Raw genomic sequence first — 16,053 nt, forward strand, 5'->3', positions numbered from 1 at the left:
AATTCACCGATCCGAAGGCGGGACCGCTCGATGACCAGGGCAGTGGACAGGGTGTACGCGCACCTGCGGGACGGCATCATCGCGGGCTCGTACGAGCCCGGGTCGCGCCTCGGAGAAGTCGAGATCGCCGAGCTCACGGCCACGTCCCGCACCCCCGTCCGGGAGGCGCTGCGCCGCCTGGAGATGGAAAGCCTGGTCGAGGTGCTCCCCCACCGCGGGGCGCGGGTGCGGTCCTGGACCGCCGACGACCTCGACGAGATCTACGACCTCCGCATGAACCTCGAGGCGATGGCGGCCTCCCGCGCGGCGCGTCGCATCGACGGCAAGGACCTCGACCGGCTCGCCGAACTCTGCGACCTCATGGAGGCCGCGGCCGCGCAGGGCGCCGAGCAGCGGCTCGATCTCATGGCTCAGCTGAACGACGAGTTCCACGCCATCGTGCGCACCGCCGCGGCAAGCAGCCGATTGCTCTCGATGCTGGGCTCGGTGATCCAGCTGCCGCTGGTGATGCGAACGTTCCACCGCTACGCGCCGGCGGACCTGGCCCGGAGCCACGCCCACCACCGCGACCTGGTGGCGGCGCTGCGCGCCCGTGACGAGACGTGGGCGGACTCGGTGATGCGTGCGCACGTCCGCGCGGCCAAACACGTTCTGCTGCAATCCCTCGCACCCCCCGAGAACCCAGACACCACCCAGGAGCCCCGACGATGACCGAACCCTCCCCCGGCCCCCTGTCCGACCTCCGCGTGGTGGAGATGGGTCAGCTCCTCGCCGGTCCGTTCTGCGGCCAGTTGCTCGCCGACTTCGGCGCCGAGGTGATCAAGCTCGAAGCCCCCGGTGTCGGTGACCCCATGCGCCAGTGGGGCCGTGAGAAGCCGCACGGTCGCTCGCTCTGGTGGCCGGTGGTGGCGCGCGGCAAGAAGTCCGTCACCTGCAACCTCCGCAGCGAGGAGGGCCAGGATCTGGCCCGCCGGATCATCGCCGACGCGGACATCGTCGTCGAGAACTTCCGCCCCGGCACGCTCGAGCGGTGGGGGCTGGGCTTCGAGCAGCTCCGGGAGATCAACCCGCGTCTGATCATGGCGCGGGTGACGGGCTACGGCCAGAACGGGCCCTACGCTCCGCGCGCCGGCTTCGGCTCCATCGGCGAGGCCATGGGCGGAATCCGCTACGTCACCGGCAATCCCGATCAACCGCCGTCGCGTGCAGGTATCTCGCTGGGGGACTCCCTGGCGGCGGTGTTCGCGACGATCGGTGTCCTGTCCGCCCTGCACCACCGGGAGCGCAGCGGGCGCGGACAACTCGTCGACTCCGCGATCTACGAGGCCGTCCTCGCGATGATGGAGTCGCTTCTGCCCGAATGGGAGATCGGCGGCTACCAGCGCGAGCGGACGGGTTCGGTGCTGCCGAACATCGCCCCCAGCAACGTCTATCCCACCGCCGGTGGCGAGATGATTCTCGTGGCGGCGAACCAGGATTCGGTGTTCTCCCGGCTCGCGACCGCCATGGGACGGACCGACCTGATCGAAGACCCGCGGTACCGCGACCACGCCTCGCGCGGAGTGAACATGGAGGAACTCGACGGCCTGATCGGGGAGTGGACCGCGGCGCAGAAGACCGACGAGGTGCTCGACATCCTCCACGAGGCCGGGGTGCCCGCCGGCCGGATCTACACCGCGCGAGACATGTTCGCTGATCCGCACTTCGCCGCGCGCGAGGCGATCGTCCGTCTCGCCCACCCCGAACTCGGCGACATTCCCATGGCCGGGGTGGTGCCGAAGCTCAGCGACACCCCCGGCTCGGTCCGTCACGCGGGACCCGAACTGGGCGAACACAATTCCGACGTCTATGGCCGCCTGCTCGGCCTGTCCGACGCCGACCGCGACGCTCTTGCCGCCCGCGGCACCATCTGACCACCCCGAGACCGGAAACCGGGAGAACCCCATGCGCTATCGACTCGGCGTCGACGTCGGCGGCACCTTCACCGACGTGCTCCTGCTCGAAGAATCCACCGGTACCACCTACCGTGCCAAGACGGCGTCGACGCCGTCGGACCAGTCCGTCGGGGTGCTCAACGGCATCGCGAAGGTCTGCGACGAGGCGGGCATCGACCCGTCCGACGTCGGCCAGGTCCTGCACGGCACCACCGTCGCGACCAACGCGATCCTCGAAGGACGCGGCGCGCGGGTGGGGCTCGTCACCACCGACGGCTTCCGTCAGGTCCTGCAGATCGCGCGGTCGTTCGTCCCGGGCGGGCTGGCCGGGTGGATCATCTGGCCCAAGCCGGAACCCCTGGCGGCCCTGGAGAACACGGTCGAGGTGGTCGGCCGCATCGCCGCGGACGGCAGCGAGGTCACCGCCCTCGACGAACAGCAGGCGCGGGCGCAGCTGCGCACCCTCGCGGGCGCCGGCATCGAGGCCCTGACCGTCTCGCTCATCAACGCCTACGCAAACGACACGCACGAGAAGCAGGTCGCGGCGTGGGCGGCGGAGGAGCTGCCGGGCATCCCCGTCTCGCTCTCCAGCCACGTCCTGCCCGAGATGCGGGAGTACGAGCGCACGCTCACCACCGTCGCCAACAGCTACGTCCAGCCCGAGGTCTCGCGCTACGTTCGCAACCTGGACACCTCGCTGCAGGACCGCGGCATCACCGCTCCCCTGTCGATCCTGCGGAGCGACGGCGGCCTCGTGCAGTCCGCCAAGGCGGCGGAAGATCCGGTCTCCCTGCTGCTCTCGGGTCCGGCGGGTGGCGTGACGGGCGCCGTGTGGTTCGCCGAGCAGGCCGGCTACACCGACTTCCTCACGTTCGACATGGGCGGGACGTCGACGGACGTCGCGCTGGTGCTCGGCGGCGAACCGCGGATCGGGCGGGAGACGAAGGTCGGTGATCTCGCGGTCCGCGCGACCAGCGTCGATGTACGCACCGTCGGTGCGGGCGGCGGATCCGTCGCCCACGTCCCGGAGCTGACGAAGGCCCTGCGCGTCGGACCGCAGTCGGCCGGTGCCGATCCCGGCCCCGCCGCGTACGGGAACGGCGGTACCGCGCCCACGGTGACCGACGCCAACGTCGTGCTGGGGTACCTGCCCGGCGCGCTCGCGGGCGGCGAGGTCGCGCTCGACGTCGAGGCCAGCCGCCGCGCCGTGGCCACCATCGCCGATGCGATGGGACTGGAGAGCCCCGAGGCGGCCGCATCGGGCATCGTCGACATCGTCAACGAGAACATGTTCGGCGCCCTGCGCCTGGTGAGCGTGCAGCAGGGCTACGACCCCCGCGACTTCGCGTTGGTGTCCTTCGGCGGGGCCGGTCCGTTGCACGCCAACGCCCTCGGCCGCCTCACCGGCTCGTGGCCGGTGATCGTGCCGCCGTCACCGGGCGTGCTCTGCGCCTACGGCGACGCGACGACGTGTGTGCGAGACGAGAGCGCGCGCACCATGATCCGGGCGTTCGCCGACCTGAGCGACGACGACCTGTCGTCCGCCCTGCGTGACCTCGCGCGAACGGCGTCGGATCGACTCTCGGCGGACGGCGTGCCGACGGATCAGCAGACGGCGAAGTATCAGGTCGACTTGCGTTATCAAGGGCAGGGTTTCGAGATCCCCGTCGATCTGGACGCCGACGCCCTCGACGGTCCGGGGTTGCTGACGACCCTCGGCGAGGCCTTCGACGCCGAACACCAGCGACTCTTCTCCTTCCTGCTGAAGAACGAGCGCGAGGTGATCAACCTCCGCGTCACGGTCAGTGGGCCGCGCCCGGACGTGACGGTGGCGCCGCTCGCGGAGGCCACCGGTGACCCGGAACCGGTGTCCACCAGCGAGGTCTGGATGGACGGCGCCGTCGTCACCGCTCCGGTGTACGACCGCGGCGACCTGCTCGCCGGTCACGTCGTCACGGGTCCCGCCGTGATCACCGAGATGGACTCGACCACCTTGGTGCTGTCCGGACACGCCGCCACCGTGCACGCCAGCGGCAGCCTTCTCCTCGCCCCGGTGGACCACGCCGGACCCGAATCGCGCTGAGTCGCAACCCGATCAGGAGCATCCACCATGGCCACCATCGTCGAGACCTCGCAGACACCGTTCACCACCGTTCCCGTCGATCCCATCACCCTCGACATCATCGAGAACGCCCTCCGCAACGCCCGGGCGGAGATGGACGAGGTGCTCTTCCGCACCGCGCTCTCCCCCGGCATCCGTGAGCAGCACGACGAGTTCCCGCTCATCGCCGACCCCAGCGGCAAGATGGTCGTCGGTCAGTTCGGATTGTCCGTCCCGGACTTCCTGGACAACTTCGACGGCACCGTCGGCGAGGGTGACATCCTCCTCACCTCGGACCCGTACGCGTGCGGCGCAGCCATCAGTCACGCCAACGACTGGCTGATCGTCATGCCGATCTTCCACAGCGGCCGGGTGGTCGGCTGGTCCTCGATGTTCGGGCACATGTCCGACGTGGGCGGCAAGACGCCGTCGTCCATGCCGACCGACGCGCACACCATCTACGAAGAGGGCGTGATCATTCCGCCGTTCAAGCTCTACAGCGGCGGCGAGATGAACGACACCGCGCTCGACATCATCCTCAACCAGGTGCGCAAGCCCGACTGGAACCGGGCGGACCTCAACGGGCTCGTGGCGGCGTGCAGCACGGCCGCCCGGCGCATCGTCGAGCTGTGCGATCGGTTCGGCGTCGACGTCTACCTCTCCGCCCTCGACGCGCTGCTCGAGCGGAACTACCAGGCGATGAAGGTGCTGCTGGCCACGCTGTTCGTCGACGGCGAGACCATCGAGTTCTCCGACTTCATCTGCGACGACGGATGTGGATACGGGCCCTACGAACTCACCATCGAGCTGACCCGGCACGGCGAGAAGATCCACCTCGACTTCTCCAAGAACGCACCGCAGGCCGTCGGGCCGATCAACTACTTCATCAACGAGAACCTCGTGCGGATGTTCTTCGGCATCTACGTGATCACCGTGGCCGATCCGCAGATTCTGTGGAACGACGGCTTCTACCCGCTGATCGACGTCACCATCCCGGAGGACTCGTTCTGGAAACCCCGGTACCCGGCGGCGCTCAACGGCCGCAACCACGGCATCGGACGCGTCTTCGACCTCTTCGGCGGGCTGCTGGGCAAGAACAATCCCAGCATCCTCAACGCGGCCGGCTTCTCGTCGTCCCCGCACTTCATGTACTCGGGTCACTACGACGGCGGTCCGCGCGACGGGGAGTGGTTCCAGCTGTACTCCATCGGATTCGGCGGCATCCCGGGCCGGCCGATGGGCGACGGTCCGGACGGGCATTCGCTGTGGCCGTCGTTCGTCAACATCCCGTGCGAGTACCTGGAGTCGTACTACCCCTTACGAATCGAGCGGTGGGAGACCATCGCCGACACCGGCGGCGCGGGCCTGCACCGCGGCGGCAACGGTGTCGACGTCGCCTACCACTTCGACGAACCGGGCACCATCGCCATCCACGACGACCGCTGGCTCACCTACCCGTGGGGCGTCAACGGCGGCAAACCCGGTGCGCGCGGGCGCAAGTGGATCGAGCGGGCGGACGGCACCACCGAGATCCTCGCCAGCAAGGTGCACGATGTCCCGGTGGGGCGCGGCGACGTCCTGCACTTCGTGACGTGGGGCGGCGGCGGGTGGGGCGACCCCACCGAACGGGACCCGGAGCTCGTCGCCCTCGAGGTGCGTCGCGGCTTGATCACGCCGGACGGCGCGGCGTCGGGCTACGGCGTCGTGTGCGACGCGGCCGGCACCGTCGACGTCGACGCGACCACGGCGCGTCGGGCCGAGCTGGTCGAGGCGCGCGGTGAGACCACGGTGTTCGACAAGGGACCGGACATCGCCGACATCCTCGCGCGCTGCGAGGAGGAAACGGGCCTGCCCGCCCCGCGCCCGCCGGTGAACGTGCGGAAAGCGGTGCGCGCGTGAGCGAGCCGATGGAGTCCTACCGCGCGTCGGGCTTCGGTGGCGAGCTCGGCCCGGGTCGACGCGCCGCGGTGCTGGTGATCGATGTCGTCCAGGCCTACCTGGTGGACTCGTCGCCGCTGCGGGCGCCGGTGGACGACGCGGTGGCCGCGGCGGCCCGCCTGGTGGAGGCGGCCCGGGCGCACGACGTGCCCGTCGTCTTCACGCGGGTGAGCTACGGCAAGGGCGGGGTCGACGGGGGTCTGTTCACCCGGAAGATCCCGTCGCTCAGCGTCTTCGAGGACGGCTCGGCGCTCGCGGACTTTCCGGCGGAACCCGCCCCGCTCCCCGGCGAGGTGGTGGTGACCAAGCAGTACGCCAGCGCCTTCTTCGGTACGTCGCTGGCCGCCACGCTGACCGCGGACGGCATCGACACGCTCTACCTCTGCGGGCTGACCACCAGCGGCTGCGTGCGGGCGAGTGCGACCGACGCGCTGCAACACGGCTTCCGTCCACGGGTCGTGGCCGACGCGTGCGGTGACCGGGCGGGCGGCATGCACGAGGCGAACCTGCTCGACCTCCGCGCCAAGTACGCCGACGTGATCGGTCTGGAGGAGGCACTCGCGGCTCTGGCCGGGTAGCGGACGTCAGGCCAGGGTCACCGCGACGACGGTGTTGCGGCCGCCGCGCTTGGCCTCGTAGAGCGCGCGGTCGGCGGTGTCGAGCAGCGGGGACACCGACGCCGGCGCCGCGGGCGCCCAGGCGAGACCGATGCTCACCGTGGCGGTGCGGGTGCTGAGCAGGTGAAGGCGTTCGTGGTCGCGGCGAATCGTGTCGGCGACGGCGGTGGCGTCCTCGTGGTCGGCCATCGGGAGCAGAACCGCGAACTCCTCGCCGCCGATGCGTCCGGCGACGGCGCCGTGGGGCAGGGCGGACAGAATGCAGCCGGCCGAGCGGACCAGGGCGATGTCGCCCGCCGCGTGTCCCATGGTGTCGTTGATCGTCTTGAAGTCGTCGAGATCGAGCATGAGCAACGCCACCGGCTGCGAGGCGTCGACGAGGGTGTTCAGGCGACGCTGGCTGCGTCGGAGGAAGGCGGCACGCGACAGGGTGCCGGTGAGGCTGTCGTACTCGAGGGCCTGGTGCAGCTTGTTCTGCACCGCCATCCGGTCGAGCGTCACCGCCGCGACGAGCAGGGGGCCGAGCGCGACCAAGGCGACGGAGAGGGTGGCGACGGGACTCTGCGTGGCCTCCCCGGCGCCGAGCACACCGACCCGTCCCGCGATCAACAGGTTCCATCCGGCCCAGCACGCGGTGAGGAGGGCCGTCCCGGAAAACGGAATTCGGGTGGCGCACCACAACAGCGCCGGCAGGGGGAGCGCGACCAGCAGCGGCCCGTCGGCGACCATCCCGGCGATCATGAGGGTGACGGCGACCAGGACCGGAACGGTCACGGTCCACCGAACCGAGTCGAAGTATCGCGGCGAGGGCGGACGCCACGGCCCGCCCGCGCGAACGGACAGCAGAATCGTCGTCAGGAGGAGATAGCTGACGAACTCTGACGAGAACCACGCCGTGGGAGACACGGCGGGCGTCACGTCGACCAGCAATCCCGACAGGCAGGTCGCGACGGTGGCCGACACGACCGAGGCCACGACGATCCCGACCGAGAGGCGGGCGAACGCGGGAGAACCGGTCAGCAGGAGCGGCTCGGGGCGGCGCCAGCGAATGGTCAGCGCTCCCGCGACGACGCCGACGGCGTTGGCGGTGTTGAGCACGGCGGCTGCGTAGGGCTCGGTTCCGCTCAGCAGATCCGCGGCCACGCACCCGACGAAGAGGGCGAACACCGACGACGCCCGGAGGTGGCGCGGCCAGCGGACGACGAGGGCGAGCGCGACGGCGTTGGCGAACCAGATCGACGCCAGGAGTCCGGGAGGGCGGGTATGGATCCCGAGGAGGGCGACCAGGAAGACGACGACCGCCACCGACGCCGGATCGAGAATCGATCGCGGTAGGGGTGGTCGCGGCACCTTCGGCACCTCCGGCGCAGACATCGGGAGTCCTTCGATCGAGAAGGAACCCCCGGTACCCGCCCGTCACTGGTGACGGGTGAATTGTTCCCAGCTCAGCCGTTGTGGTCCCGCACAGTATTCACGACTGTGCAGCACCGGTCCACTCTCGCCGGGTGGCCTGCACACGGGACCGTCGAGGACGCTGACACTGAGCGGTATGCACATCTCGACGGGGTCGTTGCCGACTCGCCTGACATTGCTGATCGTCGGTCTGTTCCTGTACGGCTTCTCGATGGCGATGATGATCGCCGGCGGGCTCGGACTGAATCCGTGGGACGTGCTGCACCAGGGTCTTGCGCACCGCACCGGCGCCAGCTTCGGCACGATCACCGCCTGCGTGGGCGCCGTCGTCCTCCTGCTGTGGGTCCCGCTGCGTCAGCGTCCGGGCGTCGGCACCGTCGCGAACATCGTGGTCATCGCCGTGTCCGTCGACCTGGCGTCCGCGTGGCTGCCCGACGACGCCTCGCTTCCGGTGCGTTCCGCTCTGCTGATCGGCGGTGTGGTGATCAACGCCGCCGCCACCGCGATGTACATCTCGGCGGGCATGGGCCCCGGGCCGCGCGACGGTCTCATGACGGGCATCGTCGGGCGCACCGGGTGGTCCGTGCGAGTCATCCGCACCGGAATCGAGGTGTCGGTGCTCGCGGTGGGGTGGCTCCTCGGCGGCACCGTCGGCGTGGGCACCGTGCTCTACGCGCTCGCGATCGGGCCCCTGGTCCAGATGTCCGTGTGGGTTCTGGCCCGTCGATCCCGTCCGGTCGGTCTCACCTCGCCACCCGTCGGAGGTCGATCCTGACCTCGTCGCGCGACGCACCGTCGCGCACCTCAGTGCAGGTGTCGGAGGTGGATGGCGACGTCGAGGGCGAGGCGATCCCACCCGTGACGCGGATCGAGTCCGGTGAGTTCTCGTGCTCGCCGTAGCCGATACCGGAGCGTCTGCGGGTGGAGGTGGAGAACGGCGGCCGCTTCCGTGGCGGTGCCGGTGGCGATGAACGCCGCGAGGCCGTCGAGGACGTGCCGTTGGGAGTGGTCGACGAGCGGTCCGAGAATGCTCGTCATCACGGCGATGGGGTCCACGCCGGGCTGTGCCGCGAGCAGAGAGAGCAGGTGGGAATCGCCGTCGCGCAGGACGGCCCGCTTGTCGAAGGCGTGGACCGGCGCTGCGGTGAGGGAGCGAGCGACGCGGCGGAAGGTCGTCGCGACGTCCGGCAGCGCGCAGGTCGCAGCGGATCCCCGGAGGCTGGCTCGTCGGCACACGTCCTCGAGGGCGTCGAGCCGCGCGACGGGCGCCGCCAGGACGACGACGGTCGTATCGCGTCGGGTGGTCAGAACGTCCGTTGTGGCGTCGGGGGCCGCGTCGACCCGCAGCGCCGCGCCGAGCGCCTCGACATCGTCGTCCGGCACCGGGCCGTCGTCTCCGGCGCGGACGAACGCGAGGAGGGAGACCGTCGCGGGGAGAGCGAGACCCAGCTCGCGCGTCCGGTCGGCGAGCGCGCCCGGTGAACTCTGACGCCCCACGAGGAGGTCGTCGAGCAGAGCGGCGCGGGCTCGACCGCGGTCGTTGGTCAGGTGATCCCGGGCGTCGGACCAGCCGCTGATGATCTGCTCGTACACGGTGTCGATGGCGGAGAGGGCGACCAGTCCCAGATCGGCGACGTCGGTCGTGTCGAGATCCGTCAGGTAGGTGTCACCGATGTGTCGGAGGAGCGACTCGACCGCCACCCGATACGCGCGCAGCACATCGGACAGGGGGCGCCCGTCGTAGGCGCGGGCGGATCCGACGGCGCGAAAATGGGCGTGATCCGCCGCGTCGACGGCAGTGTCCGGCGACACCCACAACTGCAGCAGTCGGCGGAAGGACCAGAACGCGATGCCCTCGACATCGGCGGCCTGTTCCCGACTCAACGTGCGATACGTCGGGATCACGTCCGCGATGTCCCGCACGGCGACAGCAACGATGGCGGGCAGGTCACGCTCGATGCGCAGAGCTGCGGTGTCCCGTCCGAGTGTCACCTCGGTTCCCTCCTCGCGTCGCGACCACGACTCGACGATGCCGCTGTGTCCGCACGTGGTCCCGGAGAACCGTACGGAGCCGCCGGCGCGCCCGCCGAACCGGCGTCCCGGTCAGCCGATCCGGGCGAGGGCTCGGCCGGCCTGACGGCCACCGAAGATGCACCCGCCGAGGAAGGTGCCTTCCAAGGACCGGTACCCGTGCATACCGCCTCCGCCGAAACCGGTGATCTCCCCCGCCGCCCACAGTCCCTCGATCGGTGTCCCGTCCGCGCTCAGGACGCGGCCGTCGAGGTCGGTCTGGATGCCGCCGAGCGTCTTGCGGGTGATGATGTTCAGCCGGACGGCGATCAACGGGCCGGCCTTCGGGTCGAGGATCTTGTGCGGCGTCGCGGTGCGAGCGAGGCGCTCCCCGCGTGAGCGCCGCGAGTTGTGGATCGCGGAGACCTGCAGATCCTTGGTGAACGCGTTGTCGAGCTCACGGTCGCGGGCCTCGATCTGTCGACGCAGGTCCACCGGGTCGATCAGGTCCTCGCCCGTGATGCGGTTCATGCCGGCGACCAACTCGTCGAGGGTGTCGGCGACCACGAAGTCCTCGCCGTGCTCCTTGAACGCCTCGACCGGTGCGCTCGCGCCGGGAAGGACGCGCCGCAGCACCAGCTTCCAGTCCTTGCCGGTGATGTCGGGGTTCTGCTCGGACCCCGAGAGGGCGAATTCCTTCTCCGCGATCTTCTGGGTGAGGACGAACCAGGAGTACGGGTAGCCGGTGGCCTGGATGGCTCCGAGGGTGCCGAGGGTGTCGAAGCCCGGGAAATTGGGGGCGGGAAATCGTCGACCGCGGGCGTCGAACCACATCGACGACGGACCCGGGATGATGCGGATGCCGTGGTTGGGCCAGATGGAGTTCCAGTTGCGGATGCCCTCGGTGTAGTGCCACATGCGATCTCGGTTGACCAGTCGGGCGCCGGCGGTCTCCGCGACACCGAGCATGCGGCCGTCGACGTGCTCGGGGACGCCGGAGATCATCGACGCCGGCGGGGCTCCGAGCCGCGCCGGCCAGTTCTGGCGCACCAGGTCGTGGTTGCCGCCGATACCGCCGGCGGTGACCAGCACGGCGCCGGCCCGCAGCTCGAAGTCCTCGACGGCGAGGCGGGACGTGGCCGCTCCACGCTCCGCGGCACTGGGCTCGAGGACGACGCCGCGCACTCCGTCGATGCGGCCGCCGGTGGTCGTCAGAGCGTCCACGCGATGACGAAAACCGAAGCGTACGAGTCCCGTTCGAACGCCGTCGCGCACGAGCCGAACGAACGGCGCGATCACCCCGGGGCCGGTTCCCCAGGTCAGGTGGAAGCGGGGAACGGAGTTGCCGTGGCCCTCGGCCAGGTAGCCGCCGCGTTCGGCCCACCCGACGATGGGAACCCAGCGGACCCCCCGTTCGTGCAACCAGGAACGCTTCTCGCCGGCGGCGAAGTCGAGGTAGGCCCGCGCCCAGCGGTGTCCCCAGTAGTCCTCGCCCGCCGGATCGTCGATGCCACGATCGAACGTGGCGCTGCCGAGCCAGTCCTGCCAGGCCAGCTCGGCCGAGTCCCTGATGCCCATCCGTCGCTGTTCCGGGGTGTCGACCATGAACAGCCCGCCCAGCGACCAGAACGCCTGACCACCCAGATTCTGCTCCGGCTCCTGGTCGAGCAGCAGGACCCGTCGGCCGGCGGCGATCAATTCCGCCGTGGCGACCAGGCCGGCCAGACCCGCTCCGACCACGATCACGTCTGCGTCCACGACGACCTCCTGTCGGCAGGACGACGTCCGTGCCGCCCTCGGGAGCGACAGTGGCCGACGGGGCCGACGTCGAACAACACCGTTGCGCACTGTGCGACAACACCGTTGTCGTCGGGTGACAAGGCGCACGCGAGTCGCCCCGAAACGGATCTCTCCTCGGGTCACGCTGGGCGCCGACGTGCCGGATTGGCTTTCGACCGGCCGTCCGGGGGTGCCTTCCGAAACCCCCGACACTCTCGTCGACACGTCAGGTAGGTGCACCGCATGCTGGGCAGAACCCGTTCGCTTCTGACCGTCGCCGTCCTCGGCGCCGCTCTCGTCCACGGCGGGGCGACCGCGACGGCGGAGCCGGTGCACGACCCCTTCTTCCGCTACGGCGGCACGGTCCCTCTGGAGCGGTACGCACCCGGTGACGTCCTCGCGGTCCGCACCGTGCCGTATCACCTGCTGAACGTGCCGACCCCGCTGACCGCGACACAGATCCTGTATCGCTCCACCGATGCTCGGGGGCGACCGAGCGCCAACGTCACGTCCGTGCTGCGGCCCCCCGGCGCCCGGTCGGACAGGGTGGTGTCCTACCAGTCCGCCTACGACTCGTTGAATCCCGACGACGGTCCCTCCCGCGCCATCGCCGGCAACACCCCTCTGCTCACGGCGACGCCCACCGGCGGCACTGTGGCGATCGGCGGCACCGCTGCCTCCGGCGAGGGCGCGGCACTCGCCCCGTTCCTCGCCCTCGGGTACACCGTCGTCGTCGCCGATACCCAAGGGCCGACAGCGGATTTCGCCGCCGGTCCCGAGTACGGGATGATGACCCTCGACTCGCTGCGCGCGGCGCAACGCGTCCCGGACAGCGGAGTCACCGACTCCTCGCGCATCGGTCTGTACGGCTACTCCGGTGGTGCCATTGCCACCAACTGGGCGTCGATCATGGCCCCCGATTACGCCCCCGACGTCGCCGACAATCTGATCGGTGCCGCTCAGGGCGGTCTCCTCGTCAACCCGGCCAACAACCTCCGCTACGCCGGCGGCAGTGCCGCGTGGGGCGGTGTGGTGGGCATGGCCGTCGTCGGTATCGGGCGCGCCTACGGCATCGACTTCGGTCCCTACATCAACGACTACGGCCGCGAGATCATGGCGCGATTCGACGACGCGTCCATCCTGAACGTGCTGGGTCAGTATCCGGGCCTGGAGTGGGCCGACCTGGTGAAGCCCGAATACCGCGATCCGAACACCGTCCCCGAGTACGTCGACGTGGTGAACGAGTTGAACATGGGCTCCGCGCCGGTGCCGCGCATCCCGATGTTCGTCGCCCAGGCCACCAACGGCACCGTCGAGGGCACCCGGCCGGGGCCGCCCGGGACGGGCGCCGGCGACGGCATCATGGTGGCCGGGGACGTCCGCTCACTGATGACGACATACTGCGACGCCGGCCTCACCGTGCAGTACGACGAGTACGACACCCTCAGCCACATCCCCGGCGCCGCGCTGTGGTTCCCCGGCGCGCTCGGCTGGCTCCTGGACCGGTTCGACGGCAAGCCCGCACCCGAGAACTGTGGTCGGATCGCCCCCGGGAACTCACTCGAACCCCAACAGCACGCGCCCCGCTGACGGGTGTCCGTCGCCGTGGTCAGCCGACGGCGCGCTTGTGTCGGTAGAGGTCGGCGTCGGCGTCGGCGAGCAGGTCCGCGAGGTGCGTCGGGCCCGTGCAGACCGCGACGCCGACACTGACCGTCACCTCGACGTCGTGATCGTCGTGGACGATGGGCTCACGCACGTCCGCCTCGATCGCCGCGCCGACCTTCTCCGCCGCGTCCCGAAGACCGGACGCCGGGCGGGCGAACAGGCCGACGATGAACTCGTCGCCCCCGATCCGCCCGAGCACGTCGTAGGGTCCGCAGTGCTCAGTCATCCGTTGGGCGACCGTACGCAGGACCAGGTCGCCGACGGCGTGCCCGTGGGTGTCGTTCACCGCCTTGAAGTCGTCGACGTCGACGAACAGCAGGGCTGCCGACCCCGACGACTCGGCGAGGTGGCCGGCGAGGCGTTCGAGCAACGTGGCGCGTCCGAGAACACCGGTGAGGTCGTCGTACCGGGCGCGGTCGAGAATGGAGCGGTACGAGTCGATCAACCGCGACGTCTGTTCCACCTGGTCGGTGACGTCGCGGAAGTCGAAGGCGACGTTCCCGTCGACGTGGTTCGCGGTGACCTCGACGGTGCGTCCCGGCGCGTAGAGGGACGGTGTTCGCAGCGTGGCCGGCCGGCGGGTGGTGAGCGCTCGGGAGTGCAGCTCGTCGAGGAACGACCCCTTCGTCAGCGGGAGGGCGTCGTGAACGTGTCGGCCGAGAACGTCCTCCCGGCGCACTCCCAGGTGATTCTCGCCCTGCGCATTGAGGTAGACGAGGGTCATGTCCGCGTCGAGGACGGCGAAGCCGAGCGACACCCGATCGAGGACCCGAGTCAGGACGGTGTCCGACGCGACGGCCGGGTCGACCTCGAGCACGATGGCGGTGAGCACCCCTGGCCGGTTCGTGTAATGCCGGTCGATGAACATGCTGCGGGTCAGGACGTAGCGGGTATCACCGTCGGGGACGACGATCCGATAGAGACATTCCGCGCCCAGGGACTCGACGCAGTCCGCGTACATGGTCCCCACCAGCGCGAGATCCTCGGGATGAACACGTTGTAGCCACACCTCGAGACCGGGCCGTCCGACCGGTGCCTCGAAGATCTCGCGAGCGCGATCGTCGAACTCCAGCGTTCCGGCCTCGGGGTCGTACCGGGTCGTTCCGATGGTGGTCGGAATCACGCCGTCGATGTCGGACACCCTCGACCTGGTTCCCGACGGTCTCGGGCGCAATCCGTTCATCGAATCCAACCTTGTCGCGTGAGACGGCACGGCCCCGAAACCGTTGTCGATACCGTTTTACGCCCGTCCATCGGTCGGCGACACCATTTCGTTGCACCGTTGTCGACGAGGTCGGCGGTGTCGAGGGTGTCGGCGCCGGTCGCCGCTCAGTCCGAGGTCGGGTCGATTCCCGCCGCGAGCACGCCCACCGACACACCGTAGGGAAGGAAGCGGACCTTGCGACGCGGGTCGACGTTGTCCCGGTGCGCCCGCAACGCGTCGAGCTCGGTGGCGAAGACCTGGTCGATACCGGCCGACCCGTCGTCGTCGATCGTGTAGATCACCCACACGCCGTCGCCCTTCTCGCCCGTCGTGGTCGGTGCGGGGGCCGGGGTCGGCGTCCTCGCCGGGGCGGCGGTGAACATGCCGACGAGGTTGCCCAGCGGGTTCCCGCCGGTGTCCGCGTTTCGCATCGCCTGCCCGAAGAGGTCGCGCAGGCCCTCGCTCGCCTCGCGGGCGACGCGCTCGAAATCCTCCGGGTCGAATCCGAACTGTCCGTTGCCGCTCATGGTGCACCTCTCGGGGGGATCGGGATCTGCCGTTCTTCCCCGATCAACGTCCGTCGCCTCTTCCGCGTTCCCCGCGGCGGATTTCCGGGTATGCGATGTGCGGACCCTGCTTTTCCATTCTCGACGGATCGAGGACTTCTCTCATGACGACGTTGCTGTTCGTGGTGACCGGCGCCGACCACTGGACTTTGAAGGACGGATCGACGCACCCCACCGGCTACTGGGCGGAGGAGCTGGTCGCCTCGCATCGCACCTTCGTCGATGCCGGCTGGGACGTCGTCGTCGCCACCCCGGGCGGGGTGCGCCCGACGGTCGACCAGGGCTCGCTCGCCGTCGACGCCAACGGTGGCGACGAGGCCAAGGTCGCGGAGTTGAAGCAGTACCTCGCCGACATCGAGGACGTGCTCGCCGCACCGGCGAAGCTCGAGGAGCAGACGGCGGCGTCGTTCGACGTGGTGTTCGTGCCCGGTGGGCACGGCCCGATGGAGGACCTGGCCGTCTCCCCGGAGTTCGGGTCGTTGGTCACCGAGTTCCTCGACAGCGGCAAGGTGGTCTCGGCCGTCTGCCACGCGCCCGCCGCGCTGCTCGCCGCGACACGTGACGACGGCTCGTGGCCTTTCGCCGGCTACGAGCTCACCGGCTTCACCAACACCGAGGAGGAGCAGGCCGGTCTCGCCGACAAGGCGCCGTGGCTGCTCGAGACCCGCCTGCGGGAGGGCGGCGCGTCGTTCTCCTCCGGCGAGGCGTGGTCGCCGCACGTGGTGGTGGACCGCACCGTCTACACCGGCCAGAACCCCGCGTCGACCGCTCCGCTGGCCGAACGGGTGGTGGCTGCGCTCAGCTAGGCCTCGGCGGGCGAGTTCTC

Annotated in this window: 13 protein-coding genes; 8 read left to right on the forward strand and 5 right to left on the reverse strand. The window is 70.0% G+C overall.

Annotated features, from left to right (window positions below; translation table 11 throughout):
• The first annotated feature begins 30 nt into the window (after positions 1-30).
• Genes A3Q40_RS18840 through A3Q40_RS18860 form a run of 5 tightly spaced genes read left to right on the forward strand, consistent with a single transcriptional unit; the run spans position 31 to position 6,551 of the window.
• Positions 31-711 (forward strand): GntR family transcriptional regulator, encoded by a 681-nt coding sequence (locus A3Q40_RS18840; RefSeq protein WP_068104530.1) that lies wholly within the window; start codon positions 31-33, stop codon positions 709-711.
• Positions 708-1,913, forward strand: coding sequence for a CaiB/BaiF CoA transferase family protein (locus A3Q40_RS18845; RefSeq protein ID WP_068104532.1), 1,206 nt, complete (start codon positions 708-710; stop codon positions 1,911-1,913). The genes A3Q40_RS18840 and A3Q40_RS18845 overlap by 4 nt, the downstream gene beginning before the upstream one ends.
• Positions 1,914-1,944: 31 nt before the next feature.
• Positions 1,945-4,017 (forward strand): hydantoinase/oxoprolinase family protein, encoded by a 2,073-nt coding sequence (locus A3Q40_RS18850; RefSeq protein WP_068104534.1) that lies wholly within the window; start codon positions 1,945-1,947, stop codon positions 4,015-4,017.
• 27 nt (positions 4,018-4,044) lie between these two features.
• Positions 4,045-5,934 carry a hydantoinase B/oxoprolinase family protein gene (locus tag A3Q40_RS18855; protein ID WP_068104536.1) on the forward strand — a complete coding sequence of 630 codons (1,890 nt, stop codon included), beginning with the start codon at positions 4,045-4,047 and terminating at the stop codon, positions 5,932-5,934.
• Positions 5,931-6,551: an isochorismatase family protein gene (locus A3Q40_RS18860; RefSeq protein ID WP_235606368.1), complete on the forward strand. Its 621-nt coding sequence runs from the start codon at positions 5,931-5,933 to the stop codon at positions 6,549-6,551. Before A3Q40_RS18855 ends, A3Q40_RS18860 begins: the two co-directional genes overlap by 4 nt.
• A 6-nt stretch (positions 6,552-6,557) precedes the next feature.
• On the opposite strand, the gene A3Q40_RS18865 is transcribed toward A3Q40_RS18860, so the two are convergent.
• Positions 6,558-7,964 carry a GGDEF domain-containing protein gene (locus tag A3Q40_RS18865; protein WP_068104538.1) on the reverse strand — a complete coding sequence of 469 codons (1,407 nt, stop codon included), beginning with the start codon at positions 7,962-7,964 and terminating at the stop codon, positions 6,558-6,560.
• 166 nt (positions 7,965-8,130) lie between these two features.
• Here A3Q40_RS18865 and yczE point away from each other — a divergent pair, with 166 nt between their 5' ends.
• Positions 8,131-8,778 carry a membrane protein YczE gene (gene yczE / locus A3Q40_RS18870; protein ID WP_371830161.1) on the forward strand — a complete coding sequence of 216 codons (648 nt, stop codon included), beginning with the start codon at positions 8,131-8,133 and terminating at the stop codon, positions 8,776-8,778.
• A 29-nt stretch (positions 8,779-8,807) separates the two neighbouring features.
• Here the strand turns inward: yczE and A3Q40_RS18875 are convergent, their stop codons facing one another.
• Together A3Q40_RS18875 and A3Q40_RS18880 are read right to left on the reverse strand one after the other, a co-directional pair.
• Positions 8,808-9,995: a PucR family transcriptional regulator gene (locus A3Q40_RS18875; RefSeq protein ID WP_068104542.1), complete on the reverse strand. Its 1,188-nt coding sequence runs from the start codon at positions 9,993-9,995 to the stop codon at positions 8,808-8,810.
• Positions 9,996-10,106: 111 nt separating this feature from the next.
• Positions 10,107-11,771 carry an FAD-binding dehydrogenase gene (locus A3Q40_RS18880; protein ID WP_068104544.1) on the reverse strand — a complete coding sequence of 555 codons (1,665 nt, stop codon included), beginning with the start codon at positions 11,769-11,771 and terminating at the stop codon, positions 10,107-10,109.
• Between the two features lie 264 nt (positions 11,772-12,035).
• Between A3Q40_RS18880 and A3Q40_RS18885 the strand changes: the two genes are divergently transcribed.
• Entirely contained in the window at positions 12,036-13,382 is a 1,347-nt protein-coding gene (locus A3Q40_RS18885) for a lipase family protein (protein WP_068104546.1), read from the forward strand.
• 19 nt (positions 13,383-13,401) lie between these two features.
• Here the strand turns inward: A3Q40_RS18885 and A3Q40_RS18890 are convergent, their stop codons facing one another.
• Complete coding sequence (locus tag A3Q40_RS18890) at positions 13,402-14,598, reverse strand: sensor domain-containing diguanylate cyclase (RefSeq protein ID WP_162269861.1); 1,197 nt, start codon at positions 14,596-14,598, stop codon at positions 13,402-13,404.
• Between the two features lie 188 nt (positions 14,599-14,786).
• On the reverse strand, positions 14,787-15,188 hold the full coding sequence (locus tag A3Q40_RS18895) for a hypothetical protein (protein ID WP_068104550.1): 402 nt from the start codon (positions 15,186-15,188) through the stop codon (positions 14,787-14,789).
• A 143-nt stretch (positions 15,189-15,331) separates the two neighbouring features.
• Here A3Q40_RS18895 and A3Q40_RS18900 point away from each other — a divergent pair, with 143 nt between their 5' ends.
• Positions 15,332-16,033 (forward strand): type 1 glutamine amidotransferase domain-containing protein, encoded by a 702-nt coding sequence (locus tag A3Q40_RS18900; protein ID WP_068104551.1) that lies wholly within the window; start codon positions 15,332-15,334, stop codon positions 16,031-16,033.
• Positions 16,034-16,053 lie beyond the last annotated feature (20 nt).

The sequence above is a fragment of the Rhodococcus sp. PBTS 1 genome (assembly GCF_001620025.1).
In the GTDB taxonomy this organism is placed as follows: domain Bacteria; phylum Actinomycetota; class Actinomycetes; order Mycobacteriales; family Mycobacteriaceae; genus Rhodococcoides; species Rhodococcoides kroppenstedtii.